This is a genomic window from Bradyrhizobium roseum (assembly GCF_030413175.1).
GTDB classification, from domain to species: domain Bacteria; phylum Pseudomonadota; class Alphaproteobacteria; order Rhizobiales; family Xanthobacteraceae; genus Bradyrhizobium; species Bradyrhizobium roseum.
Genome location: NZ_CP129212.1, coordinates 5835868 through 5862710 on the forward strand (window position 1 = coordinate 5835868; position 26843 = coordinate 5862710).

Consider the following 26843-nt stretch of genomic DNA (forward strand, 5'->3'; position numbering starts at 1 on the left):
ACTAGCGAAGCCCCTTGGAGACCGTCGAAGCCATTTCATCCGATGCCGTGATGACCTTGGCATTCATTTCGTAGGCGCGCTGCGCCGAAATCAACTCGGTGATTTCCTTGACTGGATCGACGTTCGACGCCTCAAGATAGTGCTGGTTGATCTTCCCGTAGCCGGCATCGCCGGGCAGCCCGACAACCGGCGTGCCGGAAGCGGTTGTCTCCTTGTAGAGATTACCACCCAGCGGTTCGAGGCCCGCCTCGTTGACGAAGTTGGCAAGGTTGAGCTGTCCGATCTGGCGCGGGTTCACCTCCGTGTCCAGCTTGGCGAACACCTGGCCGGTCTTGTTGACCGTGACTTCGACCGTTCCCTGCGGCACCGTGATCGAGGGATCGATCTGGTAGCCGTCCAGCGTCACGAGCTGACCGTTGGCATTCGTGTTGAACGAGCCGGCGCGGGTATAAAGGACGTCGTTGTTCGGGCCCAGGATCTGAAACCATCCGCGGCCGTTGATCGCCATGTCGTAGGTGTTGCCGGTTTGCGACAGCGCGCCTTGAATGTGCAGCTTGCGTACCGCGGCCGAACGCACACCGAGCCCCATATTGGCGCCCTCCGGAATCGGAGAAGACCCCGCGGTGTTGGGGACGCCCTGCATGCGATCCATCTGATAGAACAGGTCGGTGAACTCCGCCCGCGCCCGCTTGAACGAGGTGGTGTTGATATTGGCGATATTGTTCGCGATAACCTCGACATTGGTCTGCTGCGCGTTCATTCCGGTGGCCGCGATGGCGAGCGATTTCACAACTTGACTCCTTCAGATCAGATCGACATCCGCACGACTTCTTGGTAGGCCTGCACGACCTTGTCGCGGACCGCGACTGCGGTCTGCAACGCCTGCTCCGCCGACATCAGCGCTTCGACGACCCGCCGCGTCGATTCCTTGCCCTGGATCGCCGAGATCGACGCCGCCTCGCCGGCCTTCAGTGTTCCGATCGCATCGGACGCCACCTGCTTGAAAACGGATTCAAAGCCGAGTTCGCCGCTCGACTGCGCGGCTCCGACCGCGGGCGACGCCACTTTCGTCTCCGCCGAACGGGCCACCGCCTGGCCCGCGGAAATCGCAGTCGAAGAGATCGCCTCCAGCATTGTCAACTCCTCAAGAGGTCAACGGTCATGCCGAGCATCGACCTCACCTGTTTCACGACCTGAAGATTGGCCTCGTAGGATCGATTGACCTCCCGCATGTCGGCCATTTCGATCAGCATGTTGACGTTGGGAAGCTTGACATAGCCGGCCTTGTCGGCCGCGGGATGCCCGGGCTCGTACTCCACCCTGAACGGCGTGCGGTCGACGCCAACCTCCTTGACCTTCACCAGCTGCGCGCCGGCGGCGCGGTCCATCGCCGCATCGAACGTCACGGTCTTGCGCTGATACGGATCGGCGCCGGCGACGCGCCCCGTGGAGGTCGCGTTCGCCAAATTCTCCGACACGATCCGCATCCGCGTCGACTGCGCCTCAAGCCCGGAGCTTGCAACCGACATCGACGCTTGAAGAGAATCCAGCATTCAAACCACCCTAAGCCTTTGCGCCCGACAGCAGCATGCGATGGAACGACCGCACGATCGCCGTGTTCATCGAATAGTCACGATTCACGTCGCCGCCCTTGACCATTTCCTGCTCGAGACTGACGGAATTTCCGGAATGCACGACCTCCCAGCTGTCCTTCTTCGCAGTGGCCCGAGTGTCTGTTTCGACCGCGCTCAGCTGCAGGTGCGCCGGCGAGGTTATCGCAAGCCTGACGGGCATGCCGTCCAGCACCTTGTTGAACGGCTCGACGTCGCGCGCCTTGAAACCGGGCGTATTGGCATTGGCCACGTTGGCGGCGATCGTCGACTGGCGGAGCTCGAGCCAGCGCGCCTGTGACGAAGCAAGCTCAAAGAGATAAAGCGGTCCCACGGCAGTTCAGATCCCATTTGTTCGAGAGAACCATAGCCCGGCAAGCTTTTCCCAGGCTGTTGCGCGGAGCACCACTCCTTGAATATTAATTCACCTTCTCGGCACGGGACGATTGTTGCGACTGCAGGAAGTAAATGATCTCGGCAACGGGCCGGAAAAACTCCCCCGGTATCACTTGGTCAACCTGAACCGCTTCATAGAGTGCGCGCGCCAGCGCCTTGTTCTCGATCACAGGAATGTTGTTCTGCTCGGCGATCGCGCGAATCTTCAGCGCGATGGCGTCCGCACCCTTGGCCAGCACCAGCGGCGCCGGATTTTCGTCGCGCCGGTATCGCAGCGCCACGGCAAAATGCGTTGGATTCGCGATCACCAGCGACGCCTTCGACGCCGATGCGATCATCCTGCGACGCGACCGATCGCGCGCCAGCGACCGCAGCCGCGCCTTGACCAGTGGATCGCCCTCCGCCTGCTTGTGCTCGTCCTTCAACTCCTGCCGCGTCATGCGCAACTCGCGCCGCCAGTGGAAGCGCGACCAGGCGAGATCGAGCGCGACCAGGAGGATCGTCGTGATGCAGATCGCTGCCACGATCCGCATGGCGATCGTGAGGATCATCTCCGGCAGCGCCGCCGGATCGGTATACATCGCCTCGAACGCCCTCGCTTCGGACGCTCGCAACATGAAGCCGACGACCAAGCTTACGGAAACCAGCTTGAAGACCGACTTTGCGAATTCCACGAGTCCTTGGGCACCGAAGATACGGCTCCAGCCCTGCGCCGGAGAAATCCGCGAGAAGTTCGGCTGGATGCGATCGAGCACCAGTCGCGGCGCGTTCTGAAGCAGCGAAGCGGCGAGCCCGAACGAGACCAGGACGATGACAAGCGGCAGCATGAAGCGCATCGCCTCGAACCCCACCACCGACAAGAGGTTTTGCGCGTCTGCCGCGGTGCTCAGGCGAATGCCGTCGGGATCGTCGAGAAAGCCCTTCAGGGTCGGTACGAGCTGCTGCACGCCCTGCCCGATCAGGAGCGACTGGATCACCATCAGCGCCGCCATCGAGGCGAAGATGGAAGCCTCGCGGGAAACCGGAATCTTGCCCTGTTCGAGCGCGTCGCGGACCTTCTTCTCGGTCGGCTGTTCGGTTTTGCTCTCCTGATCGGTTGCTTCTGCCATGCTTGTTCAGCGGTCAGCGAAAGACCAGCTCATCCTCCTGTTCGGGGTTGAGCTCGATTTCGCCCCGCTCGGCCAGGTCGAGCGCGAGGTCGGTGATCACGCGGCGCGCCTCCATCACGTCGCGCTGGTTCGACGGTTCGCCGATGGCCAACTCGTGTTCCACGACGCGCCTGACGCGCGAGGCCACGGATGACAGGATCAACTCGCGGAAATTCCTGTCCGTCCCCTTCAGCGCCACGACGATGCGATCGGTCGGCACCTGATCGAAGATCATGGTGCGCGCCTTCGTCGTCAGGTTGACGACGTCGTCGAACGTGAACAGCAGCTCCTTGAGCACTTCCGCCGACTTTGGACGCTTCTCCGACAAGCTTTTCAGCATTTCCTCGATATGGCCGCGCTCCATCTTGTTGATGATATCGGCGACGCGCGCATAGGTATCCGCCCCGAGGTTGCGGGCGAAATTCAAGGTCAGGTCTTCATGAAGCGTCTTCTCGATCATTCGCATCGCGTCATCGACGATCGGCTTGAGACTCAGCACGCGCCGCATGAGTTCGTTGCGCAGGCCTGCGGGAAGTTGGCTCATGACCTTTGCGGCACAGGCCGGCTTCACCTTGGAAAGGATCAAGGCGGCGGTTTGCGGGTGTTCCTTGGAAAGGTAACTGGCGAGCGAGTTCTCCGACACCGACGACACGCGGTCCCAGACCGACCGGCTCGAATTGCCGAGCAGGTCGGACATGATCTGGGAGACCTGCTCGGGGGGCAGGACGTCACCAAGCACGGCCTCGAGCCCGCCAAGCGTGCCAAGAATGTTGGCACCCATGGAGAATTGCCGGGCAAACTCCTCGACGATCGATTCCAGTTCCTGCGCCGTTATCGGCCGCAGCTCAGCCGCAGCCTTCGTGACGACCCGGATCTCCTGCGGCTCGAATTGCTGCAGGATGCTCGCCGCCGATTGCCGCCCCATCGCCAGCAGCAATGCTGCGACTTTTTCCGTTCCACCGAGCGTGGCGACGCCTCGCTGCTTGACGGGAGAGACGCCCACGGGTCCCGCCACGGTCAGACTTCACCGCTACCGCCGAGCGGACCGACAATTTCGGTCAGGGATACACCAAACCGGGAATTATCCTCCTCGACGACGACCACCTCGCCGCGCGCGACGATCCGGCCGTTGACCACGACATCGACCGGTTCGCCGACCCGATGGTCGAGAGGGACCACAGCGCCGCGCCCCAGCTTCATGAGGTTGGCGACCGGGATGGTCGCGGAGCCCAGCACCACCTGCATCGTGACGGGAATGCGCAGGATCGCCTCGACGTTGGCGAACTTCGTTGCGTCCTCGGCCGTCCGGGCGGCGATCTCCGCCAACCTCTCCAGGGGAGACGTGGCCGAGTGCGCGTCTCCGGACGCCCGGTCGGCAGGAGATTCTTGGTCGAAAGGGTGCGCCATCTTGTTATCGCCTTTTGGTAATTCACTTGCCGGGGCACGGCCCCGGAATTATCTGCTCGCGTGCGCAGCACCGTCAGGTGACGATTCGCGTTCGGTATCCGTGAGTCCCGGCTTGTGCGCATGGCCGCCGTCGCTGACCGCCGAAGGAGGTTGCATGCCGCGCGCATCCAGCGCCGCGATGGCATCGTGAGCCTGATCGATCTTTGTGCCCAGAACCGCGGCAAGCTGTGCGAGGTTGGCGGTGGAATCGTGCGCCGCCGTGATGACGCTATCGAACGCGCTCGCCGTCTCGTGAACGATGGTCGAGAACTCGCCCTGATAGGTGCGCAGCCGCGCCAGCTCACGGTGCATCTGCGCCACCCGTATGCTGGTGAAGGCGAGCGCCATCAGCAACACGGCATCAACGAGATAGGATGTCATCGACAAACTCCCGCTTCTGATCGACGGGATCCGCTACCTGCATGGCGTAATAACCGTCAAGCTGGCCGATCTGACACCAGAACAGCACCTGGTTGTTGCTCTCCAGCCTGGCCAGCGTGCGCGGCGTCGCATCAAGCTCGAGGACCTGCCCTACATGAAATTTCGCGACGTCGCCGAGCGGGAGTGTGCGCTGTTCGAGGACCGCGCTCAACGTCACCTCGGTTCGGTGGACCTCGCTCTCCATTTGCTCTCGCCAGTTCGGATCGGCCGCCCTGCCGTCGCTGACGACGACATGGGCGAGCTTTTGCCGCAGCGGGTTGAGCGCGGAATGAGGTATGATGAGGAACATCTGCCCACCGCGGAAAAGCGCCTGCAGCATGATGTTCGCACAGATCGACATGTTGCCGCTTCGACCGATCGCCAGCGATGCCATGGCGGTTTCGACCCGCTCCAGCGTGAAGGTGACCTCCGATATCGCCGCGAATGCCGATTGCAGCGCCTTCGCAAAGCGTTCGAACAGCACCTGTACCAGTCGGAGCTCGATATTGGAGAACGACCGCTCGACGTCGATCGGCGGCTCGGCGCCGTCGGAGCCGAACAGCGCCTCGACCATCGTGAATACGAAATCACCATCGAGCATGATGAGAATCCGGGTGTCCCACTGCTCGGCATAGTAAACCGCGGCGACGGCGTTGGCCTCATATTCCTTGATGATGTCTCCGACCCGTCCATTGCTGATGCCGCTGACGGAAAAAAAGCACGGCGTCCCGGCCATTGGTTGCAGGCTATCCGTGCATGTCGCGGCCATGCGATCGAAGATCACATTGAGCATCGGCATGCGATCGATCGATATGCCTGCTGCATCGAGCAGGTAGTTCGGCAGGCGCTTCTGCTGCTCGACGCCGATCTCGTCCGTCATCATGCCCGTGCAGCCTTCGGTTCGGGTTCGACTGCGGCGGATTTGGCCGGCCCAGCGATCGTCTCATTCTCCACGACGTCGATGGACGGCCGCTCGGCCCCTGCAATCATCTTGCGGCCGTGCTCCACCGCGATTTGCGGCATGGCGCCGTTCATGAAGGCGAGCAGGGTCTGCTTGACGATGATGTAAGGCCGGCAGCGTTTCTCGCGCGTCATTTTGACCTTCAGCGCGAACGGCGCAATAATGCCATAAGACAAGAAAATGCCGGCGAACGTACCGACCAGGGCAGCGCCGATGTAGCCGCCCAGAAGCTTCGGAGATTGATCGAGCGCCCCCATGGCCTTGATGACGCCGAGCACCGCGGCGACGATTCCCAACGCCGGCAACGCCTCCGCCACCACGACCAGGGCGTTATAGGGAGCGAGCTTGCTCTTCACAATGGTATGGATCTCCTCGTCCATCAACGCCTCGATCTCGTGCGTGCGGGCGTTCCCCATGATGATCAGGCGGACGTAGTCGCAGACGAAGTGCAGGAGCGCATGGTCCGCAAGCACACTGGGAAATGCCTTGAAGATTTCGGAGGAGGATGGGTCGTCGATGTGCGCCTCGACCTCATTGCGACCCTTGCCGCGCAGCTCGCGCATCAAGGCGTGAAGCGCTCCGAGCAGATCGAGATAATAGCGCTCGCTGGGCACCGCCCCGGTCAGGGCCTGGACCATCGCAAGCCCCGTGTCCACGATGACCTTCCAGGGATTGGCAACGATGAAGGTCCCAACCGCCGTACCGACGATAATCACGAATTCCCACGGCTGCATCAGTACGGCCAGATGCCCGCCCATGGCGGCGAATCCGCCGAGCAATGCGGCAATCGTGATGAGGATCCCCACGAGACTGACCAACGCGTCGCTCCATTGCAGATTCTATTGTGGATATCTATTCGGCGACGCTTGCGCGAAGCTGGCTTCCCGCCCGCCAGCCCCGCGCAAGCTATTCCCGGCAGTCTGGCGCGACGTCGCAACGGCCGAAGGGGCGCGGGTCATGCTGTCCACGATCGCGGACTACCGGAGAATATCGAAAGATATGACCCGGTCGCTGTCGCTCACCGCCAGAAAGCCGGATGTCAGCCGCGAAACCGCATACTACCTGGCGAATATCGGCAAGATCACCAGCATCGACGATTTCCTGAAGGACTATCGGCTCTTCTCTTATGCGATGAAGGCCCACGGGCTGAACGACATGACCTACGCCAAGGCGTTCATGCGCAAAGTGCTGACCGAGGGCGTTTCCAACAGCAACAGCTTCGCCAACAAGCTGTCGGACTCCCGCTACCGGGACTTCGCGAAGACGTTCAATTTCGAATTGCTCGGCAGCAGGGCCACCCAGACCAGCGCGGCGCAGACCGGTACGGCGACCCTGTTTGTTCAGCAGACGATGGAGGAGAACGCCGGGGACCAGAACGAGGGCGTGCGCCTCGCGCTCTATTTCACGCGCAAGGCGGCCTCGATCAAGGGTCCCTTTCAGATTCTCGCGGACAAGGCACTGACGCAGGTCGTGCAAACGGCCCTTGGCCTGTCCCCGAACATCAGCGCAGCCGATATCGACAAGCAGGCCTCGCTGCTGTCGAAGCTCGTCGACTTTTCCGACTTTCAGGATCCGGCAAAGGTCAGCCGCTTCGCGCAGCGCTTTGCGGCCATGTGGGATGCCAGCCAGGCCAGCAACAACGCCTCGAGCAACCCCTCACTGATTCTGCTCGGCGCGGCGACGCCGGCCGGGCTGGATTCCGACATGCTAACAAAACTGCAGACGCTTCGGCTCGGAAGGTAGCAACATGCAATCGGCCCTCTACGTCGGACTATCAGCACAGGTCGCGCTTGAAAAGCGGCTGCAGACGATCGCCAACAACGTCGCCAACGTCAACACGTCCGGCTTCCGCACCGACGTGGTGAAGTTCGAGACGGTGCTGTCGCGTGCCGGTGCCAGCCCCGTTGCATTCTCCTCGCCTGGCAACAACATCATCTCGCGCGAGGCCGGCAACGTGACCGAGACCGGCAATCCTCTCGATGTCGCGGTGGTAGGACAAGGTTTTGTGGCCTTCGCCGGCCCGAACGGCACCGTCTATACGCGCGATGGCCGCCTGCAGATCGCTCCCAATGGTGACCTGCAGACGGTGACCGGCTTTCCGGTGGTCGATTCGGGCGGTGCGCAAATCACGGTCGATCCCAACGGCGGACCGCTATCGATCGCCCGCAATGGAGCGATTACGCAGGATGGCAACGAGGTCGGTACGCTGGGCCTTTTCAACATACCTGCTGACGCCAATCTCGACCGTTACGGCAATTCCGGCGTCATTCCTGATCGCCCCGCCACCGCCATTGTCGACTACACCCGGGACGGCTTCCGGCAGAGCTATGTGGAGGGATCGGGCGCCAACCCGATGCTTGAACTGACCAGGCTGATCTCGGCGTCGCGCGCCTTCGAGGGCACGAACTCGCTGATGGAGGGCACCGAAAGCTCCCTGCAAAACGCAATCCGGACACTGGGCGAACCGGGCAAGTAACCTGCAAGAGAGCTCGCCGGTTACGCTGTGACATTGGGAAATTTCCTTGAACGCTCTCCGGCAACTTGAATGGGCGCTGCTGGAGCTGCAGCAGAACATTCCCCTCGCAAGCGTCAGCGGCGCGATTTCCGAAATTGCGCCGACGCATTTTCGCGTGTCGGGCCTGTCGCGCTTTGTCAGGCTCGGTGAACTCATCGGAGTCAATTCGGCAGGGCGCCCGCAGATCGGCGAAGTGGTCCGGATCGACAGCGACGGCATCGTCGCAAAGCCATTCGATCGGCAGTTCGGGGGCGGACTTGGCTCGGCGGCATACCGGATGCCGCCACTGTCATTCGCGCCCGATCCCAGCTGGAAAGGCCGCGTCATCAACGCCCTTGGCGCCCCGCTGGACGGAGGCGCTCCCCTGGTGCCGGGATCACGCGCCGTTTCGGCAGAGGCAGAACCGCCGCCGGCCATGAAAAGAGCGCGCGTCCACAAACCGTTGCGCACCGGCGTCCGCGTCATCGATCTGTTTGCGCCGATCTGCGCAGGCCAGCGGGTCGGCATCTTCGCCGGCTCGGGCGTCGGAAAATCAACACTGCTTGCGATGCTCGCCCGCAGCGAGGGGTTCGACACCGTGGTCCTGGCGCTGGTCGGCGAGCGCGGCCGGGAAGTCCGCGAATTCATCGAGGACGTACTCGGTCACAACCGCGCCCGCACCATCACCATCGTATCGACGGGCGATGAAAGCCCGATGATGCGGAGGTTGGCGCCGAAGACCGCCATGACGGTCGCCGAGTATTTCCGCGATCGCGGCGAATCAGTCCTGCTGGTCGTCGACTCGATCACCCGGTATGCCCACGCCGCCCGTGAAGTCGCCCTGGCCGCGGGAGAGCCTGCGGTCGCACGGGGCTACGCCCCGACCGTGTTCACCGATCTGCCGCGCCTGCTCGAGCGAGCCGGACCCGGCGAGGAAGGGTCCGGCGCGATTACCGGCATTTTTTCGGTGCTGGTCGACGGCGACGACCACAATGAGCCGATTGCCGACACGATTCGAAGCACGCTCGATGGGCACATCGTGCTCAGCCGGCACATTGCCGATCAGGCGCGCTATCCCGCGGTGGACGTTCTCGCCTCGATCTCACGCCTGGCGCATTGCGTCTGGGATCCCGAAGAACGCGAGCTGGTCAGCAAGCTGCGCGCCATGATCGCCAGATACGAAGACACGCGCGACCTTCGCTTGATGGGCGGATATCAGCCGGGACGCGACACCAGCCTCGACCAATCGGTCGAGATCGTGCCGAAGATCTACGCTGCGATGAGACAGGATGCTTCCGCTGCGCCAAGCGCCGACCCGTTTCGCGAATTGCGGGACATGATGAAGGGTAGCTGACCAGCGATACGAAAGCTTCCCTCGCCGACGCCGCAAGCCGCAATACAACCTTCGCACGCAATATTGAAAAGTTCTCCGACCCGGAAAGGTCGACGGCGCAGTCATAGATGATTGACGCGTTTGCGTGCATCACATCGAACAGCCGGACAGCCGTGAGAACGATCACACTTCAGCATGCCGCTATATCCGTGCGGGATTAGCGCACACGCAACATCTGTTAAAAATGCAGTTCGGCTTGAACGCTGTGAACGACTCTCACGACAGGTAGTGTCCTGAAGAGTCTCTACTTGCTTTTCAGAGGAAGCTGCTTCATCGTTCACCGAACAGAAGTGTCGCTCGCCTGAAATTCGCCAGAGGCTTCGGTTGAAGATTTCCGATCCATCGTTCGGCAGTGGTGACGACTGTGGCTCCCGCTCAACGAGGCTGCAATCAGCATGTTGCGATCAGCGCACGGGAGGTAGCCGATCTCGGCGTCGGGACGCGGTGTGCCGGACATGAAGCGAGATAGATAGGTCATGCCGTTGAATCGCGAAGCCGTTGAGCTGCTGATTCAGGCGGCGAGAGCTTGGTACTTCGAAGGCGATCAACACGGCTTGCGCGATCGGGAATGGATGGCGCTGCGATTTCTGGGGCGTGCCAACAGGTTTTCGCGGACTCCGACCGCGCTGGCCGGTTTCATCGGCGCCACCAAGACCACGGCATCGCAGATCGTGAAGACCCTCGAAAGCAAGTCCTATCTGGTGAGAAAACCCTCGCGCGAAGACAAGCGCTCGGTCGTGCTCTGCGTCACCGCCCAAGGCGAAAAGTGTCTGAGCCAGCACGATCCGATCAACCATGTGTTGAACGCGGTCAACGCACTCGGGGCCGAGGAATGCGCCAGGCTGCGCAGCTCCCTTACGAGGATCATGAATCACCTCGACTCGACACATCAGCGTCTCAATGCCAGCACCTGCCGGGATTGCATGTTTCTTGCCGAACGTGGCCCGGGCCCCGCAAAGGGACGCACGAGCGCTGAATTCATGTGCCGGCTTTATCGGGCTCCTATCTCGCTCGAAGAGACCGAGCTGCTCTGCACGAACTTTGAACACACCCGAGACCGTCCGAGAATCGACGAACACCTCGACGGCGAGCGCGTCGCGGACGGGGGATAATTCCTGCCGTTTCGAACGCGGCCGCCGTCGCGACCGCCACCATCTCAAAACTTCGAAAACAACCCCATGCAAAGTAGCGGACGACCGCCGACTTGCGGGACGGCGGCTTGACACGTCGGGCAAATCAGCGGCATTGGTCCATCATCCAGCGATCTCGTAGAACGACGCTGCCTCTCGGAACAAGCGAGCGATCAACAGCTTCATGATCCCGTTAGCCGAACGGAGACTCTTGACGAAAGCCGGAAGGGTGGAAATGTCCTGACGTCGAGCTGGAGCGCGCCAGCCTTGCGGCCCAGACCTTCGATCTCGGCAAGGATGGAGGTTCATTGAGGGCTCGTCAGTTTCCTCGCTTCTGCTGATGCGACGCCAGTTTTGTTACGCCGATCAATCATCCGCATGACCGGTGTCACGGTGGCGCCATGCAGGAAGATTGAAATAAGCACCGTAAGGCACGCCGCGCTCCATACGAGCTCGGTTTCCTCAAAAGGGCCTTTCGGAAGTGCGTAGGCCAAGTAGTATATTGTTCCCAATCCACGAATGCCGAAAAAGCTAATAACGGCGCGCTCGGTTGTCGGACAATTTGTCCGCCATAGTGATATCCAACCTGCAATGGGTCTCACAACGAATATTGCGAGGAGGGCATATCCCGCCGCGGTCCAGGTCAGTGCATCGAATATGCCGCCGCTCCAAAGCAAGCCACCAAATATGACGAGAGCAACCATCATCAGAATGCGCTCAAGCTGTTCGGCAAAATCATGAAGTGTTTGGTGGTAGTCGTGATTGCGTTCTGAAGCCCTCAGAGCCAATCCCGCGACAAATACCGATACGAAGCCGTAACCGTGCAACGCTTCGGTGACGCCGTAGACGGAAACGGTAATTCCAAGAGCAACAAACCCATCCCCAGTCCGCGACAGTTTCGCCCTGTTCGGCAGGCGGAACACGAGCCAGCCCAAGAGGTATCCCAGGCAAACGCCGACGCCCACCCCCACTGATAGACGCCATATAACTTCCACACCGAACCAGCGTAGCAACCAAGGCTCACCCGTTTGTCCTGCTTGAGCCAAGGCGATTGCGCACATGATGAAGGGGAAGGCCAATCCATCGTTCAGTCCCGCTTCAGATGTCAACGCAAAGCGAGCTTCATCCTCCTTCCCTGTTTTTGGCGGGCCTACCTGAATGTCGCTCGCGAGAACCGGATCGGTGGGAGCAAGAGACGCGGCGAGAAGCAGAGCCGTTGCAATTCCCAAGCCCAACATCGCTTGCCCAAGTACTGCGAGCACGAAGATGGTGACCGGCATGGCGAGGCCCAATAAACGCCATGTCATCATCCACGAACGCCAACCGATTTTGCGATCGATCTTCAGCGCGGCTCCCATCAAAGAAATGATGACTACAAGTTCCGTGAAGCGTTCGGCAACCGGGAGGTTCGTCGCGAGATTGGGGACGGAGATGTCAAAGGGAGATGCGAAGATCGCCGCTCCGATGATCACGCAAAGGATAGGAAGCGATAGAGGCGCTTCTTTAAGGACCATTGGTAGCCACGCGGTCAAAAGCACGAGAGCGCCAAAACCAATTAATAAAACGATGTACGGTTCGACCATCAGATAACTACCTGCGTGGGAGCGCCGTCCGCGCGTGCGACGTCGATGCAATTCGCCATGTGACCGGCTCGACCAGAACGCGCCGATAAAGGAATGGTTCGCTGAGTTTCGCGCAAGAGCGGCCCACCGGAACAGCTGTTCTCACAGCTGGGTCGGTCAGGAGAGGGTGCTGAGTCAATTGGAAACAGAGTAACGGCCCAAAGCAGAACTTTTCCTCGTGGTCAGTACTCGAAGTGACTATTTAGCACGAAACGGACCTGGCTGTCGTGCGGGGCGATGGATGCCGACGGAAACGTCGGGCAGCGGGAGCGTCGCCGCTATGCGAACGCTGCGATGACGGCATGCCGCCGTGCCTGGTTCGTCGGACAACGTGCAGAGGAAAGAGAGTGCCTGCGGTCAACCCATTCTCAAAAATGGGACTGAGGGCGCGGGCGCCAGGACAGCCGATAAAGAGAAACGTCAACCGCGACCTGGGATGAACTGAGGGCTTTTCGCGCGAAAGCGAATGAACTTGGCTATCGATCCCTAGCAACGGCGGCGTTCGTTGCATGGGAGTGGCTCCAGAGAGAAGAACACGTATTTGGTGCTTTCCAGATTAGCCACTATCGAACCCAGGGAGGGGCCAAACAGTGTCCGCATCGTTCATCCGAATAATGGTGAAGAAGCTGGGTGGCCGCTTGTCGATGAGACTGGCGAGAATGTTGTTTCCCGAATTGATGGCCGAATTGGACGAGATTAGGCGAACTGCCATGTCCGGCCTGGTCTTTCGGCACGACCACATGCACCGGAGATTGCCCATCCCGCTGCGATGATTACGGCGAAGCAAGATCTTCGCTATCTGCGGGAGGTCGTGGAAAAAATCGTTCGCGCAGCCGCCCTTCGGAAAGAGCTTTCGTTCGCCTCGTTCCGACATGGCGGCTTCACCGAGGGTGCCGACAGCGATCTCACGGACGCTGAACTTAGAGCCGCAGGCCGCCACCGGTCGCCGCGGCAGTTGCCGACCTATGCAAGGCGCACACGAAAACAGCTCATTGCAGGCGTGAAGAAGCGGCGAGAGGAAAGAACGACGGCAGCCGGTTTGTCGGAATAGCGGCTCACCGCTTGTCGAAATGGCGGTCTCGCAGGGTCACCAAGTCCTTGAAAGGATTGGTGGGCGCACCAGGGCTCGAACCTGGGACCCGATGATTAAGAGTCATCTGCTCTACCAACTGAGCTATGCGCCCGGATCTTGATCCGGAAGGTCCTTTGCAAGAGGGCGTCGTTTAGCAAAGCGATCCGGGGATGTCCAGCAAGTCCGGACCAGTTTTCCCGGGCTTCGGCGGATCGCCGGAACGACAAAAAGCCGCTGGATTTCAGCGGCTTCTGCCGATGTTCGGAGCCGCCCCCGTTCGCGGGCGCGTCAGAGCCGTTCGGGGCCGCCCCGGTCCGGGCCGCCGTCGCGGTCATAGCGATCGCGGCCGTAGCCATGGTGCCGGTCAAAGTCGCGGTCCATGCCCATTTCGCGCTCCGGCCGGTGATGGCGCCAGCCTTCCCCGCCCCCGAACCCGCCCATACGGGTCAGGACGGCGAGCCGGCGCTTTTGGCCGTCATCGAGCGTCTTGTAGAGCGGATCGGCGGCTTCCACGATCTTCTTCATGGCCGCCGCACTGGCGGCCATGTGATCGGCCCGGTCGCGCAATCGCGCCAACGGATCCTCCGGCTTCTGCTGGCTGGAATCGTCCCGCGGCGGGTTCATCCGCGCGTTGGCGCGGTCGATTCTGAGCTTGGCGAACTCCTTGACCGCGGCCTCGACCGGCGGCCACAGCTTTTCCTGGTCCGCCGTCAATTTCAGGCCGGCATGGACGGCCGCGATCCGCGCATCGGCATAGGCCGAGCGGTCCTCCGGGTTCATCCGCGAGAAGCCGTGGCCCCAATGGCGATGCTGGGCATAGACGGCGGTCGACCCGGCGATGGCGAGTACCGCTACCGCGGCGATGGCGAATTTCCTCATGCGAACCTCCTGTGAAAAGGTCGCCTGAAGATGGGCTCGCCTCGCCGGTCGTTCAACTTAACTCTTGGCAAGGGACGCCTGCCTTACCAAGATGTAATGCGGCTTCGGTTTGATCCTGCGCAATGCGCGGACGGCTACAACATGCCGAGCACGCGCGGCAGCCACAGCGATATCTCCGGCACATAGGTGACGACGCCGAGGAAGATCAGCATGGTCAGCAGCCACGGCCACACCGCGATCGTGAGCTCGGTGATGCCCATCTTGGCGATGCCGGACGCGACATAGAGGTTCAATCCCACCGGCGGATGGCACATGCCGACTTCCATGTTGACGACCATCAGGATGCCGAGATGCACCGGGTGGATGCCGAGCTTGACCGCCACCGGAAACAGGATCGGCGCCATGATCAGCACGATCGACGACGCCTCCATCACGTTGCCCGCGATCAGCAGCAATACGTTGACGATCAGCAGGAAGATGATCCAGTCGACACCGATCGAGGTGATCCAGGCGGCGATCTGCTGCGGAATGTTCTCATTCGCCATCAGGAACGAGAACAGCACCGCGTTGGTGATGATGTAGAGGATCATCGCGCTCATGTTGGCGGAGCCGAGCAGCACCCGCGGCACGTCCTTCAGCGACATGTCGCGATAGACGAACACCGCGATGACGAAGGCGTAAACCGCGCTGATGGCAGCGGCTTCCGTCGGCGTGAACAGGCCCGCATAGATGCCGCCGAGCACGATGAGGATCAGCAGCAAGCCCCACATGCACTTGCGGAACGCGATGAAGCGCTCGGCCCAGCTCGCCTTCGGCAACCGCGGATAATCGAACTTCCAGGCGCGATAGAACGTCGTCAGGCCCAGCAGCGTCGCCAGCATCAGGCCCGGAATGACGCCGGCCATGAACATCTGGCCGACGGAGGCCGATGAGACGCGCTGGCCGGACGGATCGAGCGCAATGCTGCCGCCGGTCGCCACGCAATAGATCACCATCACGATCGAGGGCGGGATCAGGATGCCGAGCGCGCCCGACGTGGTGATGACGCCGGCACCGAAACGCTTCGGAAAGCCCTGCTTGACCATCGCCGGCATCATGATTGAACCGATCGCGATCACGGTCGCCGGCGATGAGCCGGACACCGCCGCGAAGAGCGCGCAGGCCATCACGCCCGCGAGCCCGAGCCCGCCATGCCAGTGACCGACCATCGAGGTCGCAAAGTTGATCATGCGGCGCGCGACGCCGCCATGGGTCAGGAAATTGCCGGCGAGGATGAAGAACGGGATCGCCATGATTTCGAAATTGTCGATGCCGGTGAAGAGCTTCAGCGCCACCGACTCGGTCGGCACGTTGGTCATGGTGTAGATGAAGGTCAACACCGTCATGCCGAGCGCGATCGAGATCGGCATGCCGGTCAGCATCAGCGCGATCAGCAGCGAGAAGATGATCAGGCTGCTCATCGGGTGACCTCCGCAGCGCCGACACCCGGCTCTTCGATCTCGACGCCCTCGACATAGGCGTGATCGTGATGGGGCAGTTCTCCGGTGCGCAGGTAGCCGTACGCGACCTGCAGGAAGCGGAAGCACATCAGATAGGAGCCGAGCGGGATGCAGAGATAGACGAACCAGCTCGGGATCTCGAGGTCGGGCGAGACCTGGTCGGTATGATAGAGCCCATAGACGAACTTCGCGCCCATGGTGCCGATCACGGCGGTGAAGAACGCGCCGCACAGCAGGCCGAACAGCACCACCGCATTGCGCCAGGGCGATTTGAGCTGGTTCACCACCACGTCGACGCCGACATGGATGCCGGTACGCACGCCATAGGCGGCGCCGAACTTGGCGACCCAGACGAACATGTAGATGCACAGTTCCTGGGCCCAGGACAGGTTGATGGGAAACAGGATCGGATACAGCAGGGGAATGCCGATGAGATAGCGGTGCATCACCGCGATGAAGATGATGAAGGTCGCGAGCCCCATCAGCGTCGCGATCAATATCTCCTCAAGCCGGTCGAGGATTCTCAAAAACATCCATTCCCCCACTCACAAACATTCGTCATGCCCGGGCATAGCTGTCCGAAGGACGGCGTCGCTTCCGCTCGCCTATGACCCGGGCATCCGCGTTTTGCTTTCTACCGAAGACAAAGACGTGGATGGCCGGGTCAAGCCCGGCCATGACGAAGAGTGCCCCATTTTCGCAGCAGTGCTACAAGGAGCTCGCCCCTTGAGTCATGCATTCTAGTTGGTCGCGCCCCTCGTCTCCTTGAGGAATTCGTCGATCAGCGGCTGGCCGACGCGCTTGGCCACGTCCTGGTAGACCGGTTCGAGCGCCTTGCGCATTGCCGCATCCTGCTCAGGCGTCAGCGTGACGATCTCGCTCTTGCCGGTCTTCTTGATGTCCGCCAGCGCGTCGTCGTTTTCCTTCTGCGACTGGCCGTTACCGTAGGCGGTGGCTTCCTGCATGGCCTTCTCGAGCTGAGGCTTGATATCGGCGGGAATGCCGTCCCAGAATTTCTTGTTCACCACCACGATGTAACCGATATAGCCGTGGTTGGTGACCGTGATGTACTTCTGCACCTCGTGCATCTTCTGGGTGTAGATGTTGGACCAGGTGTTTTCCTGGCCATCGACGACGCCGGTCTGCAAGGCCTGATAGACTTCGGAGAACGCCATCACCTGCGGAATGGCGCCGAGCGTACGGAACTGGGCCTCAAGCACCTTAGAGGACTGGATGCGGAATTTCAGACCCTTGTAGTCGGCCGGCGCAACCAGCTTCTTGTTGGCGCTCATCATCTTGAAGCCGTTGTCCCAATAGGCGAGTCCGGTCATGCCCTTGGAATCGAGCAGACCCAGCAGGCGCTTGCCGAGCGGACCGTCGGTGACTTTGCGAAGCGTCTTCAGGTCCGGCAGGATGTAAGGCAGATCGAACACCTCCATCTCCTTGACGCCGATCGGGCCGAACTTGGCGTTCGAAGGGGCCAGCATCTGCACCGCGCCGAGCTGCAGCGCTTCCAGCTCTTCCTTGTCCTTGTAGAGCTGCGAGTTCGGATAGACTTCGACCTTGACCTTGCCGGCGGTGTATTTCTCGGCCAGTTCCTTGAATTTTTCCGCCGCCAGACCCTTCGGCGTGTTGGGCGCCACCACATGGCTGAACTTGATGATGATCGGCGATTGCGCCGCCGCGGGTCCAACCAGGCTCAGTGCCGCGATCGATGCCGCGGCCAAAATCAGCTTGCGCATGTATCCTCCCGTTATTCTCTGGAGCCCGTAAGCCAGGTTCCGAAGCTTGCATGCCAGATGCACCATTACAGAGAAGCGGGGCCAATTGCCATTGCCCGTTAGCAGGGTCCCGCGCAAGCCTTGCTGCAGCGCAAAATCCACTCGCCAGCCGTAGGACCTCCGTCTCGGGAATGCTCGATGGGTGGCGGTGTATCGCACCGCGGCAATCAACGATCTGGCAATATCGGTTTCATGTAGGCGGGCGCGATGAAGCATTTCACCCGCATGACGAAGCCATATCTATGTTTGCGCGAAAACGTCCTGAAATCGACGTCAGCCAACGTCAGAAGCTAATTAATTCCCTGCGTCCCGCCAGATCAGCGGCGGGACCATCGCAGAACTGGAATTGCCATGCTCGCCGAAAAATACATGCTGCTTCTGGAAACAATCCGAAGCCTGGCCGAGCGCAGCCCGGCCTATTCCGACGGCGCCCCGAGGGTGATCAGCACGTCGCCGCACGTACCCGTTCAATTGCCCGGCACAACCCGGCGGAAGTAGCCCGGCGCGGCCTCAACCCGCGCCGTCATTCCCGCGCGATACGACACACCAAAACACGATGTGCAATTACACATCGTGGAAATCTCGAGATCGCGGGTTCGCTTCGCGCCCGGAATACCGGCAAGCCTCAGCCCGCGGCCTGCGCCGGCCTGTCGCGCTGGTGCTTCATGACGATCTTGTTGAGCGCGCCGAGATAGGCCTTTGCCGACGCCACCAGCGTATCCGGATCGGATGCCTTCGACGTCATCGAGCGGCCTTCATGGGCGAGCCGCACCGACACTTCGGCTTGCGCGTCGGTGCCTTCGGTGACGGCGTGGACCTGGTACAGCTCCAGCTTGGCCTCGTGCGGCACCAGCGCCTTGATGCAGTTGAACACCGCATCGACCGGGCCGTTGCCTTCGGCTTCCTCGATCTTCATCGTGCCTTCGACGTCCAGCTTCATGGTGGCGCGCTGCGGGCCATGGGTGCCGGCGATCACCGTCAGCGAGGCCAGCTTGATGCGATCATGCGAGGCTGCGATCTCCTGATCGACCAGCGCCTCGATGTCCTCGTCGTAGATGTCCTTCTTGCGATCAGCCAAGGCCTTCATCCGCACGAAAGCGTCTTCCAGCTGGTTGGCGCCGAGCTTGTAGCCCATCTCCTCCAACTTGTGCACGAACGCATGGCGGCCGGAATGCTTGCCGAGCACCAGCGACGATTTCTTCAGCCCGATCATCTCGGGACGCATGATCTCGTAGGTGGACGCGTCCTTCAGCACGCCGTCCTGATGGATGCCGCTCTCATGCGCGAACGCGTTGCGGCCGACGATGGCCTTGTTGTACTGCACCGGGAACGAGGTGGCGGCCGAAACCAGCTTCGAGGCGCGCGTCAGCATGGTGGTGTCGATCTTGTTCCACCACGGAAATACGTCGTTGCGGACGTTGATCGCCATCACAACTTCTTCCAGCGCGGCATTGCCTGCCCGCTCGCCGATGCCGTTGACGGTGCATTCGATCTGCCGCGCGCCGCCGGCGATGCCGGCCAGCGAATTCGCCACCGCCATGCCGAGGTCGTTATGGCAGTGCACGGAGAAGACCGCCTTGTCGGAATTCGGCACCCGCTCGATCAGCGTGCGCATGAAGTGGGTGTACTCTTCCGGCACGGTGTAGCCGACGGTGTCGGGGATGTTGACCGTGGTGGCGCCGGCCTTGATGACGGCTTCCACGATGCGGCAGAGATAATCCATCTCGCTGCGGGTGCCGTCCTCGGCCGACCATTCGACGTCATCAATCTGGTTGCGGGCGCGGGCGACCATGGCGATCGAGGTTTCGATCACCTCCTCCGGCGTCTTGTTCAGCTTGACCCGCATATGCAGCGGCGAGGTCGCGATCACGGTGTGAACGCGGCCGCGGCGGGCGAACTTGACGGCTTCGGCGCAGCGGTCGATGTCGGCGGGATGGGCGCGGGACAGGCCGGCGATGATCGCATTCTTGGAGCGGCGGGCGATCTCGCTGACGGCCTCGAAGTCGCCCTGCGAGGTGATCGGAAAACCGGCCTCGATGACGTCGACGCCCATGTCGTCCAGCATCTCGGCGATCTCGAGCTTTTCCTCGAACGTCATGGTCGCGCCCGGGCACTGCTCGCCGTCGCGCAGGGTGGTGTCGAATACGATGACGCGGTCCTTGTCGGACTTGTTGGCGGTGGTCATTGGCTGAATTCCTTTTGGGTCGTGCGCCGCTTCACGGGGCGCTGAAGGGTCTGGTGATCTCGCTCAAAACCCCTGAGTGCCCAGGCGCAATCGCCCAGACGGCCCTCAGGGGCCGATAAGAAGCAGAAGCCCGCCAAGAAGCAGGGTGGGCGCGGACGCAGCCGGAATCGCGAGAGCAGACATGGAGGCAGCCTTGGCCGCTCCACCCCGAACCCCGTTGATTTTGCTGCGAATCAGCATTGCCAGACCCTTTGGACGGCCAAATCCTCAGCCAAAACCATTGACGGTTCGTTGCCGGGACGGCGTTCCGGACCTGTTCTAGACGAAATTTGCGGCGGGCCGCAATGGGCAAAGAGGGTCAGGATGGGTGACCTAATGGGGTCACCCAGCTAATGCGCGTCGCCACCCGCGCAATGCCGTGCGGGACGAAGCTGGTCGTCACGCCGTTCGCTACGCCGAAGCATGGCGGGGCAAAAATATCGCAGTGACGACCAATAATATCCAACTGGAATCGAAATCTGGATTTCATCGACCACTGTGGCCGGCCGATTCGCTATGATTCTCGTGTCGCGGGGATCGGGAAGCACGGTTCTCGTCAGTGTCATTTCTCGCGATCGCGGCTCGGTCCACGATCGCGAACGCGATGAGGGGGCGCCGAGATGCGCGCTGCAGGTGATGCCCGCAGCAGGCCGCTCGGGCCTGGTGGGACAAGCATGGCATCGATTGGATTCACGACCATCAACATCCGCAAACTGGGATTGAAGCGACGATCGGCCAAGCCGACCACCTGGCATCTCAGGCGAGTCATCATGCCGAGACGCAGCATCACCGGCCGGTTGGTGCGCGGACAGGTTTGGCGGCGCCATGACGGCCGTCGCTGGTTGTACAAGAAATATGTCGGATAGCCGGCGTTGTCGCCGATGACGGCATCAACGGGGGACGACACGTCGCCCGGATGAGCGGAGCGATATCCGGGGCCGCCGCCAGACGAACCTGACGCACCCGCATTTCGCTGCGCTCATGCAGGCTACGAGCGCGTCACGACTTCTTCGTAGCCTTCTCCTCCGCCAGCAGCGCCTCGCGGACCTGCTTGAATTCGCTGCGGTCGGCCTTGTCGACTTTGGGGAAATGCAGATCGAGCTTGTCGAGCGCCGAGACGATCGCCGAGCCTATCACCACGCGGGCGAACCATTTGTGGTCGGCGGGGACGACGTGCCATGGCGCGTGCTTGGTGGAGGTGTGGCGGATCATGTCCTGGTAGGCGGCCTGGTATTTGTCCCACAGCTTGCGCTCGCCGATATCGGCCAGCGAGAACTTCCAGTTCTTGGCCGGATCCTCCAGCCGCTCGAGAAAGCGTTCGCGCTGTTCCTCCCTGGAGACATTGAGGAAGAATTTCAGGATCACGGTGCCGTTGCGCGCGACGTAGCGTTCCATCGCGGAGATGTCCTCGAAGCGGTCGCGCCAGATGTCCTTGGTGACGAGCTTCGGCGGCATCTTCTGTTTCGCGAGAATCTCGGGATGGACCCGCACCACCAGGCATTCCTCGTAATGGGAACGGTTGAAGATGCCGATGCGGCCGCGCTCGGGCAGCGCGATCATGCTGCGCCACAGGAAATCGTGGTCGAGTTCCTTGGTCGACGGCTGCTTGAACGACGTGACCTCGCAACCCTGCGGGTTGACGCCCTCGAACACGCTCTTGATCGCGGAATCCTTGCCGGCGGCGTCCATGCCCTGGAAGATCAGCAGCATCGACCAGCGGTCCTGCGCGTAGAGCTTCTCCTGGAAATCGTTGAGCCGCTTGCGGTTGGCCTCGATGATCCCGGTCGCTTTTTCCTTGTCGAGGCCACCCTTCTCGTTGGTCTTGTGCGACTTGAGGTGAAATTCGCCCGAGCCGTCGTAGCGGAACGGGGCGACATAGGGCTTCAATTCATTGGCGAGCGGCTGCGAGGATTTCTTGTTCATTTAGTCCCGGAGGGCTTGGGTTGCGTCTTCCATCTGTCGAGAACGCTACCAAGAATGCCCTTGGGAAGGAATATGATGAAAACGACCAGCAGGACGCCATAAACCAGGTTATCCCAGCCGACCGCCTTGGTTCCGAAGCCGATGCGGAGCATTTCGGCGAGCATGATCGTGATGATGGCGCCGACCGTCGGCCCGAACGAGACATAGAGACCGCCGACGATGACGGCGAACACCATCTGCAGCGACACAGCGATGCCGCTCACGGTGTCGGGCGAGATGAACATCTGGTACTGGCAATACAGCGCGCCGGCGAGCGCGGTCATCAGCGCCGAGATCAGCGTGATCTTGAGCTTTTCGGCGGTCACGTTGACGCCGGCCGCCGCGGCCGCGTCCTCGTCTTCCGAGATCGCCTCCATGGCGTAGCGGCTCATGCTGCGGTCGACCCAGCGCCAGACCAGCAGGCCCAGCACCCAGACGCCGAGCGCGATCAGGTACCACGTGATCTTGTCGTCGAACTGGAGCGCCATCAGGCCCTTGCCGCTCGGCGCGCGGTTCGGTGTGTAGCCGAGCGAACCGCCGGTATAGTCGCGTGTCGCCGTGATGACCTGCAGCACGATGCCCGAAAGGGCCAGCGTCACCAGCACGAAATAATGCCCGGTGATACGGAAGCGAAAGCAGGGATATGCGACGATCAGGGCCAGCACGCCCGCTGCCACCATGCTGATGGGAATGCCGATCCACGGCGACACGCCGAGATGATTCCACAACAACGCGGTGACATAGGCGCCGACGCCCATGAAGCCGCCGTGGCCGAGCGACACCAGGCCAAAACGGCCCATGATCGACCACGCGGTATAGGCGAACGACCAGATCAGGATCAGCACGAGGATGTGCAGGTGATAGGGCTCGCGATAGACGAACGGCAGCGCGATCAGTGCGGCCAGCCCGACGGCCGAGGCGATGGTGCGGGGATTCACGAGCGCCTCGCAAAAAGGCCCGCGGGCCGGATGAACATCATGACGATGAAGAAGGCGAACGCCAGCACGTAACCCCATTCGAGGTCGGAGAACAGGCCGCCCAGCGAGATGATCTCGGCGAACACGAACGCCGCGATGAAGCCGCCTACGAAATTGCCGAGGCCGCCGAGCACACAGATCAGGAAGGTGATCGGCCCGAACGACAGCCCGACAAAGGGATGCACGTCGTATTGCAGCACCAGCAGGCAGGCGGCGAGGCCGGCGAGCGCGCCGCCGAGCGCCGAGGTGATGAGATAGATGCGCTTGGTGTCGACGCCCATCAGCGACATGATCTGGCGATCCTGGGAGATGGCGCGGATCGCGGTGCCGGTATAGGTGCGGGTCATGAAGAAGTAGACCGCCAGCATGCCGAGCAGCGCGGCGATGAAGGCGAGCAGCCGCGAATAGCTGAAATGCATCTCGCCGATCGCCAGCACCGGCAGGCGAATGCCGAGATTGCGGAAGTCGATGCCGAACGCGACGGTGGCAAAGCTCTGCAGGATAAACAGCACGCCGCCAGTGGCGAGCAACTGGTTGATCGGCGGCGCGGTCAATAGCGGTTCGATGACGATGTAATGCAGGGCAGCCCCCAGCGCCGCCACCAGCAGGATCGCGAACGGGGCGGCAGCCCAGTACGGCATGCCGAACACCTGGACCATATAGTACATGCCGTACATGCCGATCATGACCAGTTCGGCGTAGCAGATCCAGGTCACGTCGATGACGCCGAAGATCAGATTGAGCCCGAGCGCGAGCAGCGCCAGCACGCCGCCGAGCAGGATGCCGTTGACCACGGCTTCCAGCAGGTAGATGTCGAAGATGTCGAGGAAACCCTGCATCACTAGACCCTATTTTTGCGCATGATCTTTTCGAAAAACCGGCCCCCACTTTTTCGGATCATGCGCTAAACCCCGAGATAAGCCTGCTTGATCGTATCCGTGTTCATCATCTCTTCCGACGTGCCCGAGGCGCGGATACTGCCGGCCTCCAGCAAATAGGCGCGGTCGACCACTTTCAGCACCTGCTGCACATTCTGCTCGACGATCAAGACCGTCAGGCCGCTGGCGCGGATGCGCTTGACCAGTTCGAACACCTGCTGCACCACGACCGGCGCCAGCCCCGCGGAAGGTTCGTCGAGCAGCAGCAGTTTCGGGTCCGACATCAGCGCGCGGCCGATCGCGCACATCTGCTGCTCGCCGCCCGACATGGTGCCGGCCATCTGGCCGCGCCGCTCCTTCATGCGCGGGAACAGGTCGAACACGAATTCGAGCCGCTCGGCATATTTGGCGCGAGCACCCGGCATGTAGGCGCCCATCTTCAGATTGTCGTCGACGGTAAGCCGCGGAAACAGCCGGCGGTTTTCCGGCACATGGGCGATGCCGAGATCGACGATGCGATGCGCCGGCGTCGCCAGCACGTCAACTCCTTCCATCGAGATCGCGCCTTTGGTGGGACGGATCAGGCCGGAGATCACCCGCATCAGCGTGGTCTTGCCGGCGCCGTTGGGGCCGATGACGCCGACCGCCTCGCCCGCCTTGACCTCGAGATTGACGCCGAACAAGGCCTGAAATGTGCCGTAGCCCGCGTCGACCGATTTCAGTTCGAGCATGCGTCAGACCCCCGCCTTGCGGCGCGCTTCACCGGCCGCGGCCTGGCTCGAATCCGCATCCGTGCCGAGATAGACCTCGATCACCCTGGGGTCACCGGCCACCGCGCTGGGCAAACCTTCCGAGATCTTCTCGCCGTGATCGAGCACCATGACGCGGTCGACGACACGCATCAGCACGCCCATGATGTGCTCGACCCAGATGATGGTGATGCCGAGTTCATCGCGGATCTTGCGCAGCATGTCGGCGGCCTGATCCATCTCGTGCTCGTCGAGCCCGCCGAGGCTTTCGTCGGCGAGCAGCAGCTTTGGGCCGGTGGCGAGCGCTTTGGCAAGTTCGAGTTTCTTCAACCCGGCCGCGCCGAGTCCGTCGACGCTGGCGTGGCGATCGGTCGGCAGGCCGACCATGGCGAGCGCGCGCTCGGCCGCCTCGTCCGCCTTGACGCGGCTGTGGCTGCCCTGCCCGTAATAACCGGCCAACGCGACGTTCTCAAAGATGCTGAGCCGGTGAAACGGCCGCGGGATCTGGAAGGTGCGGCCGACGCCGCTGTTGATGATCCGATGCGGCGCCTTGCCCGCGATCTGCGTTCCGTCGAACAGGATGGAGCCTGCGGTCGGGATCAGCGTGCCCGACAGCATGTTGAAGATGGTGCTCTTGCCGGAGCCGTTCGGGCCGATCAGGCCGAGAATTTCGCCCTTTTCGACCTGGAACGACACGTTGTTTACTGCAGTGAAGCCGCCGAAGCGCTTCACCAGACCGTCTACCGTCAGCACGCCAGAACCTCCGCTTACCTGTTTGCTGGCTTTACTGGTTGCTGAACGTGGTTCCCTTGGGCAGCGGCAGCACGGCCTCACGCTGCGCCTGGCTCTTCGGCCACACCACATAGGACTTGTCGTCGATGTACTGGATGACCACCGGGAACGAGCGCTCGTTCTGACCGGCCATCTGATGCCCTTCGCCGTGGAATTTGACGCCGAAGCCGAGCATGGTGCCGCCCTCGGGAATGTCGACTTCGAGCGCCGCCTTGCGCAACGCATCGGGATCGACGCCGCCATACTTCTTAATCGCGCGCGGCAACACGTCGGTAAGGAACAGGTAGGTGTTCGACGCGGCCATGCCGACATGAGCGGACCGGATCGCAACCCCCGGCTTCGCCTTGTCGAACTCTTCGCCGACCATCTTGATGACCGGCGGCAGTTTCGGGTCCATCGATTTCTGGTTGGCGAGCCAGATCGAGATCGGATCGGTGTTGAAGACGTAGTTGACGTCACCGCCGAGGCCTTCCTTCAGCTTCTCATAGACGCCATAACCCGCGCCGTGACCGACCAGGGCAGCGAATTTCAGGCCCTGCTCGCGCGCCTGCCGGCCGAACAGGGTGATGTCGGGGTTATAGCCGGTGTGGAAGATGACGTCGGGCCGCGCGCGCTTCAGCTTGGTGACCAGCGCGGAGAGATCCGGCGCGGTGGCGGAATAGCCTTCCTTCATCACGACGTTGAAGCCGGCCTTCTTGGCGCCGGCATCGTTGCCCTTGGAGACGTCGACGCCGTAGGCGCCGTCCTCATGGATGATGGCGACGCGCAGGTCTTTCGGCTCCTTGCCGAACTTCTCCTTGGCGTTCTGCGCGATGAAATCCATCGTCATCATGCCGAACTGGTCGCCGGACGCCTGCGGCCGGAACACGTATTTGAAGTTCTTGTCCGCCAGCACCGCCGACGAGATGCAGGTGGTGATCCACATGAAATTCTTGAGCTGCTCGACGCGCGCGGCCACCGGCACGCATTGCGCCGAGGAGAAGAAGCCGAGCAGCATGTTGACCTTTTCCTGCTCGATCAGCCGCACCGCCTCGTTGATCGCGACGTCCGGCTTGCTCTGGGCGTCGGCATAGACCGCCTCGACCTTGTAGCCCTCGACGCCGGTCTTGGCGTACTGGTCGAGCATGATCTTGGCGCCGATATATTGCAGCTCCGAGCCGCCGCCGGCGAGCGGGCCGGTCAGGTCGTAGATCACGCCGATCTTGATTTTCTTTTCCTGAGCCTCGGCGACGACCGCCATCCCCAGCACCGCGATCGCGGCGGACAGCCCAACGAGAAGGCGTGCAGCTTTGTGCCCCGGCATCGAATCCTCCCTAGACCTATTTTTGTGCAGCGCGTTTTGTGCAGCGCGTTTTTTTATTCTTGTTGGCACCCATCACATTGGTAGCGCGACCGGATGTCAAGCGTGTT

27 protein-coding genes, 1 tRNA gene and 1 pseudogene are annotated in these 26843 nt (G+C 61.7%); 6 read left to right on the forward strand and 23 right to left on the reverse strand.

Annotation, left to right across the window (positions count from 1 at the left end; genetic code table 11):
* Nucleotide 1: 1 nt before the first annotated feature.
* From flgG to motA, 10 genes are all read right to left on the reverse strand, one after another.
* Nucleotides 2-790, reverse strand: coding sequence for a flagellar basal-body rod protein FlgG (gene flgG, locus QUH67_RS27575; RefSeq protein ID WP_300942587.1), 789 nt, complete (start codon nucleotides 788-790; stop codon nucleotides 2-4).
* Between the two features lie 17 nt (nucleotides 791-807).
* On the reverse strand, nucleotides 808-1134 hold the full coding sequence (locus tag QUH67_RS27580; RefSeq protein WP_300942588.1) for a flagellar hook-basal body complex protein FliE: 327 nt from the start codon (nucleotides 1132-1134) through the stop codon (nucleotides 808-810).
* 2 nt (nucleotides 1135-1136) lie between these two features.
* Nucleotides 1137-1553 carry a flagellar basal body rod protein FlgC gene (gene flgC, locus QUH67_RS27585; RefSeq protein ID WP_300942589.1) on the reverse strand — a complete coding sequence of 139 codons (417 nt, stop codon included), beginning with the start codon at nucleotides 1551-1553 and terminating at the stop codon, nucleotides 1137-1139.
* Between the two features lie 10 nt (nucleotides 1554-1563).
* Nucleotides 1564-1944, reverse strand: coding sequence for a flagellar basal body rod protein FlgB (gene flgB, locus QUH67_RS27590; RefSeq protein ID WP_300942591.1), 381 nt, complete (start codon nucleotides 1942-1944; stop codon nucleotides 1564-1566).
* Between the two features lie 85 nt (nucleotides 1945-2029).
* Entirely contained in the window at nucleotides 2030-3115 is a 1086-nt protein-coding gene (gene flhB, locus QUH67_RS27595; protein ID WP_300942593.1) for a flagellar biosynthesis protein FlhB, read from the reverse strand.
* A gap of 13 nt (nucleotides 3116-3128) precedes the next feature.
* A complete protein-coding gene (locus QUH67_RS27600) occupies nucleotides 3129-4169 on the reverse strand; it encodes a flagellar motor switch protein FliG (RefSeq protein ID WP_300942594.1) in 1041 nt (346 codons plus the stop codon).
* 2 nt (nucleotides 4170-4171) lie between these two features.
* The gene (gene fliN, locus QUH67_RS27605; protein ID WP_300942595.1) at nucleotides 4172-4561 is read right to left on the reverse strand and encodes a flagellar motor switch protein FliN; all 390 of its coding nucleotides are present in this window, start codon (nucleotides 4559-4561) and stop codon (nucleotides 4172-4174) included.
* Nucleotides 4562-4609: 48 nt separating this feature from the next.
* The gene (locus QUH67_RS27610) at nucleotides 4610-4981 is read right to left on the reverse strand and encodes a hypothetical protein (RefSeq protein ID WP_300942596.1); all 372 of its coding nucleotides are present in this window, start codon (nucleotides 4979-4981) and stop codon (nucleotides 4610-4612) included.
* Nucleotides 4962-5900, reverse strand: coding sequence for a flagellar motor switch protein FliM (locus QUH67_RS27615; protein WP_407080484.1), 939 nt, complete (start codon nucleotides 5898-5900; stop codon nucleotides 4962-4964). Before QUH67_RS27615 ends, QUH67_RS27610 begins: the two co-directional genes overlap by 20 nt.
* Nucleotides 5900-6799 (reverse strand): flagellar motor stator protein MotA, encoded by a 900-nt coding sequence (gene motA, locus QUH67_RS27620; RefSeq protein ID WP_300942598.1) that lies wholly within the window; start codon nucleotides 6797-6799, stop codon nucleotides 5900-5902. The genes QUH67_RS27615 and motA overlap by 1 nt, the downstream gene beginning before the upstream one ends.
* A gap of 139 nt (nucleotides 6800-6938) precedes the next feature.
* Between motA and QUH67_RS27625 the strand changes: the two genes are divergently transcribed.
* The 4 genes from QUH67_RS27625 to QUH67_RS27640 all read left to right on the forward strand — a co-directional run bounded on the left by QUH67_RS27625 (nucleotide 6939) and on the right by QUH67_RS27640 (nucleotide 10980).
* Nucleotides 6939-7724 carry a DUF1217 domain-containing protein gene (locus QUH67_RS27625; protein WP_300942599.1) on the forward strand — a complete coding sequence of 262 codons (786 nt, stop codon included), beginning with the start codon at nucleotides 6939-6941 and terminating at the stop codon, nucleotides 7722-7724.
* 4 nt (nucleotides 7725-7728) lie between these two features.
* Nucleotides 7729-8457 carry a flagellar basal-body rod protein FlgF gene (flgF, locus tag QUH67_RS27630; protein ID WP_300942600.1) on the forward strand — a complete coding sequence of 243 codons (729 nt, stop codon included), beginning with the start codon at nucleotides 7729-7731 and terminating at the stop codon, nucleotides 8455-8457.
* A gap of 46 nt (nucleotides 8458-8503) precedes the next feature.
* Nucleotides 8504-9829 carry a flagellar protein export ATPase FliI gene (fliI, locus tag QUH67_RS27635; protein WP_300942601.1) on the forward strand — a complete coding sequence of 442 codons (1326 nt, stop codon included), beginning with the start codon at nucleotides 8504-8506 and terminating at the stop codon, nucleotides 9827-9829.
* A 515-nt stretch (nucleotides 9830-10344) separates the two neighbouring features.
* Entirely contained in the window at nucleotides 10345-10980 is a 636-nt protein-coding gene (locus QUH67_RS27640; protein WP_300942602.1) for a MarR family winged helix-turn-helix transcriptional regulator, read from the forward strand.
* Between the two features lie 323 nt (nucleotides 10981-11303).
* On the opposite strand, the gene QUH67_RS27645 is transcribed toward QUH67_RS27640, so the two are convergent.
* The 6 genes from QUH67_RS27645 to QUH67_RS27670 all read right to left on the reverse strand — a co-directional run bounded on the left by QUH67_RS27645 (nucleotide 11304) and on the right by QUH67_RS27670 (nucleotide 17812).
* Entirely contained in the window at nucleotides 11304-12581 is a 1278-nt protein-coding gene (locus tag QUH67_RS27645) for a cation:proton antiporter (RefSeq protein WP_300942603.1), read from the reverse strand.
* A 1147-nt stretch (nucleotides 12582-13728) separates the two neighbouring features.
* Nucleotides 13729-13804: transfer RNA gene (locus tag QUH67_RS27650), tRNA-Lys, on the reverse strand.
* 176 nt (nucleotides 13805-13980) lie between these two features.
* On the reverse strand, nucleotides 13981-14571 hold the full coding sequence (locus tag QUH67_RS27655; protein ID WP_300942605.1) for a Spy/CpxP family protein refolding chaperone: 591 nt from the start codon (nucleotides 14569-14571) through the stop codon (nucleotides 13981-13983).
* A 134-nt stretch (nucleotides 14572-14705) separates the two neighbouring features.
* On the reverse strand, nucleotides 14706-16031 hold the full coding sequence (locus QUH67_RS27660; protein ID WP_300942606.1) for a TRAP transporter large permease: 1326 nt from the start codon (nucleotides 16029-16031) through the stop codon (nucleotides 14706-14708).
* Nucleotides 16028-16603, reverse strand: a complete 576-nt coding sequence (locus tag QUH67_RS27665) for a TRAP transporter small permease (protein WP_300942607.1) — start codon at nucleotides 16601-16603, stop codon at nucleotides 16028-16030. The genes QUH67_RS27660 and QUH67_RS27665 overlap by 4 nt, the downstream gene beginning before the upstream one ends.
* Before the next feature lie 207 nt (nucleotides 16604-16810).
* On the reverse strand, nucleotides 16811-17812 hold the full coding sequence (locus tag QUH67_RS27670; protein ID WP_300942608.1) for a TRAP transporter substrate-binding protein: 1002 nt from the start codon (nucleotides 17810-17812) through the stop codon (nucleotides 16811-16813).
* A 390-nt stretch (nucleotides 17813-18202) separates the two neighbouring features.
* Between QUH67_RS27670 and QUH67_RS27675 the strand changes: the two genes are divergently transcribed.
* Nucleotides 18203-18349: a hypothetical protein gene (locus QUH67_RS27675; RefSeq protein ID WP_300942609.1), complete on the forward strand. Its 147-nt coding sequence runs from the start codon at nucleotides 18203-18205 to the stop codon at nucleotides 18347-18349.
* Between the two features lie 127 nt (nucleotides 18350-18476).
* Here the strand turns inward: QUH67_RS27675 and QUH67_RS27680 are convergent, their stop codons facing one another.
* Nucleotides 18477-20036, reverse strand: a complete 1560-nt coding sequence (locus tag QUH67_RS27680; RefSeq protein WP_300942610.1) for a 2-isopropylmalate synthase — start codon at nucleotides 20034-20036, stop codon at nucleotides 18477-18479.
* A 713-nt stretch (nucleotides 20037-20749) separates the two neighbouring features.
* On the opposite strand from QUH67_RS27680, the gene QUH67_RS27685 reads away from it, so the two are divergent.
* Nucleotides 20750-20941, forward strand: a complete 192-nt coding sequence (locus QUH67_RS27685) for a hypothetical protein (protein ID WP_300942612.1) — start codon at nucleotides 20750-20752, stop codon at nucleotides 20939-20941.
* Nucleotides 20942-21074: 133 nt separating this feature from the next.
* Here QUH67_RS27685 and QUH67_RS27690 read toward each other — a convergent pair whose 3' ends face one another.
* The 6 genes and pseudogenes from QUH67_RS27690 to QUH67_RS27715 all read right to left on the reverse strand — a co-directional run bounded on the left by QUH67_RS27690 (nucleotide 21075) and on the right by QUH67_RS27715 (nucleotide 26736).
* The gene (locus QUH67_RS27690) at nucleotides 21075-21998 is read right to left on the reverse strand and encodes a polyphosphate kinase 2 family protein (protein ID WP_300942613.1); all 924 of its coding nucleotides are present in this window, start codon (nucleotides 21996-21998) and stop codon (nucleotides 21075-21077) included.
* Nucleotides 21964-22975: pseudogene (locus QUH67_RS27695) on the reverse strand (branched-chain amino acid ABC transporter permease). Before QUH67_RS27695 ends, QUH67_RS27690 begins: the two are co-directional and overlap by 35 nt.
* Nucleotides 22972-23853 (reverse strand): branched-chain amino acid ABC transporter permease, encoded by an 882-nt coding sequence (locus QUH67_RS27700; protein ID WP_300942616.1) that lies wholly within the window; start codon nucleotides 23851-23853, stop codon nucleotides 22972-22974. Before QUH67_RS27700 ends, QUH67_RS27695 begins: the two are co-directional and overlap by 4 nt.
* Before the next feature lie 65 nt (nucleotides 23854-23918).
* A complete protein-coding gene (locus tag QUH67_RS27705; protein ID WP_300942617.1) occupies nucleotides 23919-24623 on the reverse strand; it encodes an ABC transporter ATP-binding protein in 705 nt (234 codons plus the stop codon).
* A gap of 3 nt (nucleotides 24624-24626) precedes the next feature.
* Entirely contained in the window at nucleotides 24627-25394 is a 768-nt protein-coding gene (locus tag QUH67_RS27710; protein WP_300942618.1) for an ABC transporter ATP-binding protein, read from the reverse strand.
* A 31-nt stretch (nucleotides 25395-25425) separates the two neighbouring features.
* Complete coding sequence (locus tag QUH67_RS27715; protein ID WP_300942620.1) at nucleotides 25426-26736, reverse strand: ABC transporter substrate-binding protein; 1311 nt, start codon at nucleotides 26734-26736, stop codon at nucleotides 25426-25428.
* Nucleotides 26737-26843 lie beyond the last annotated feature (107 nt).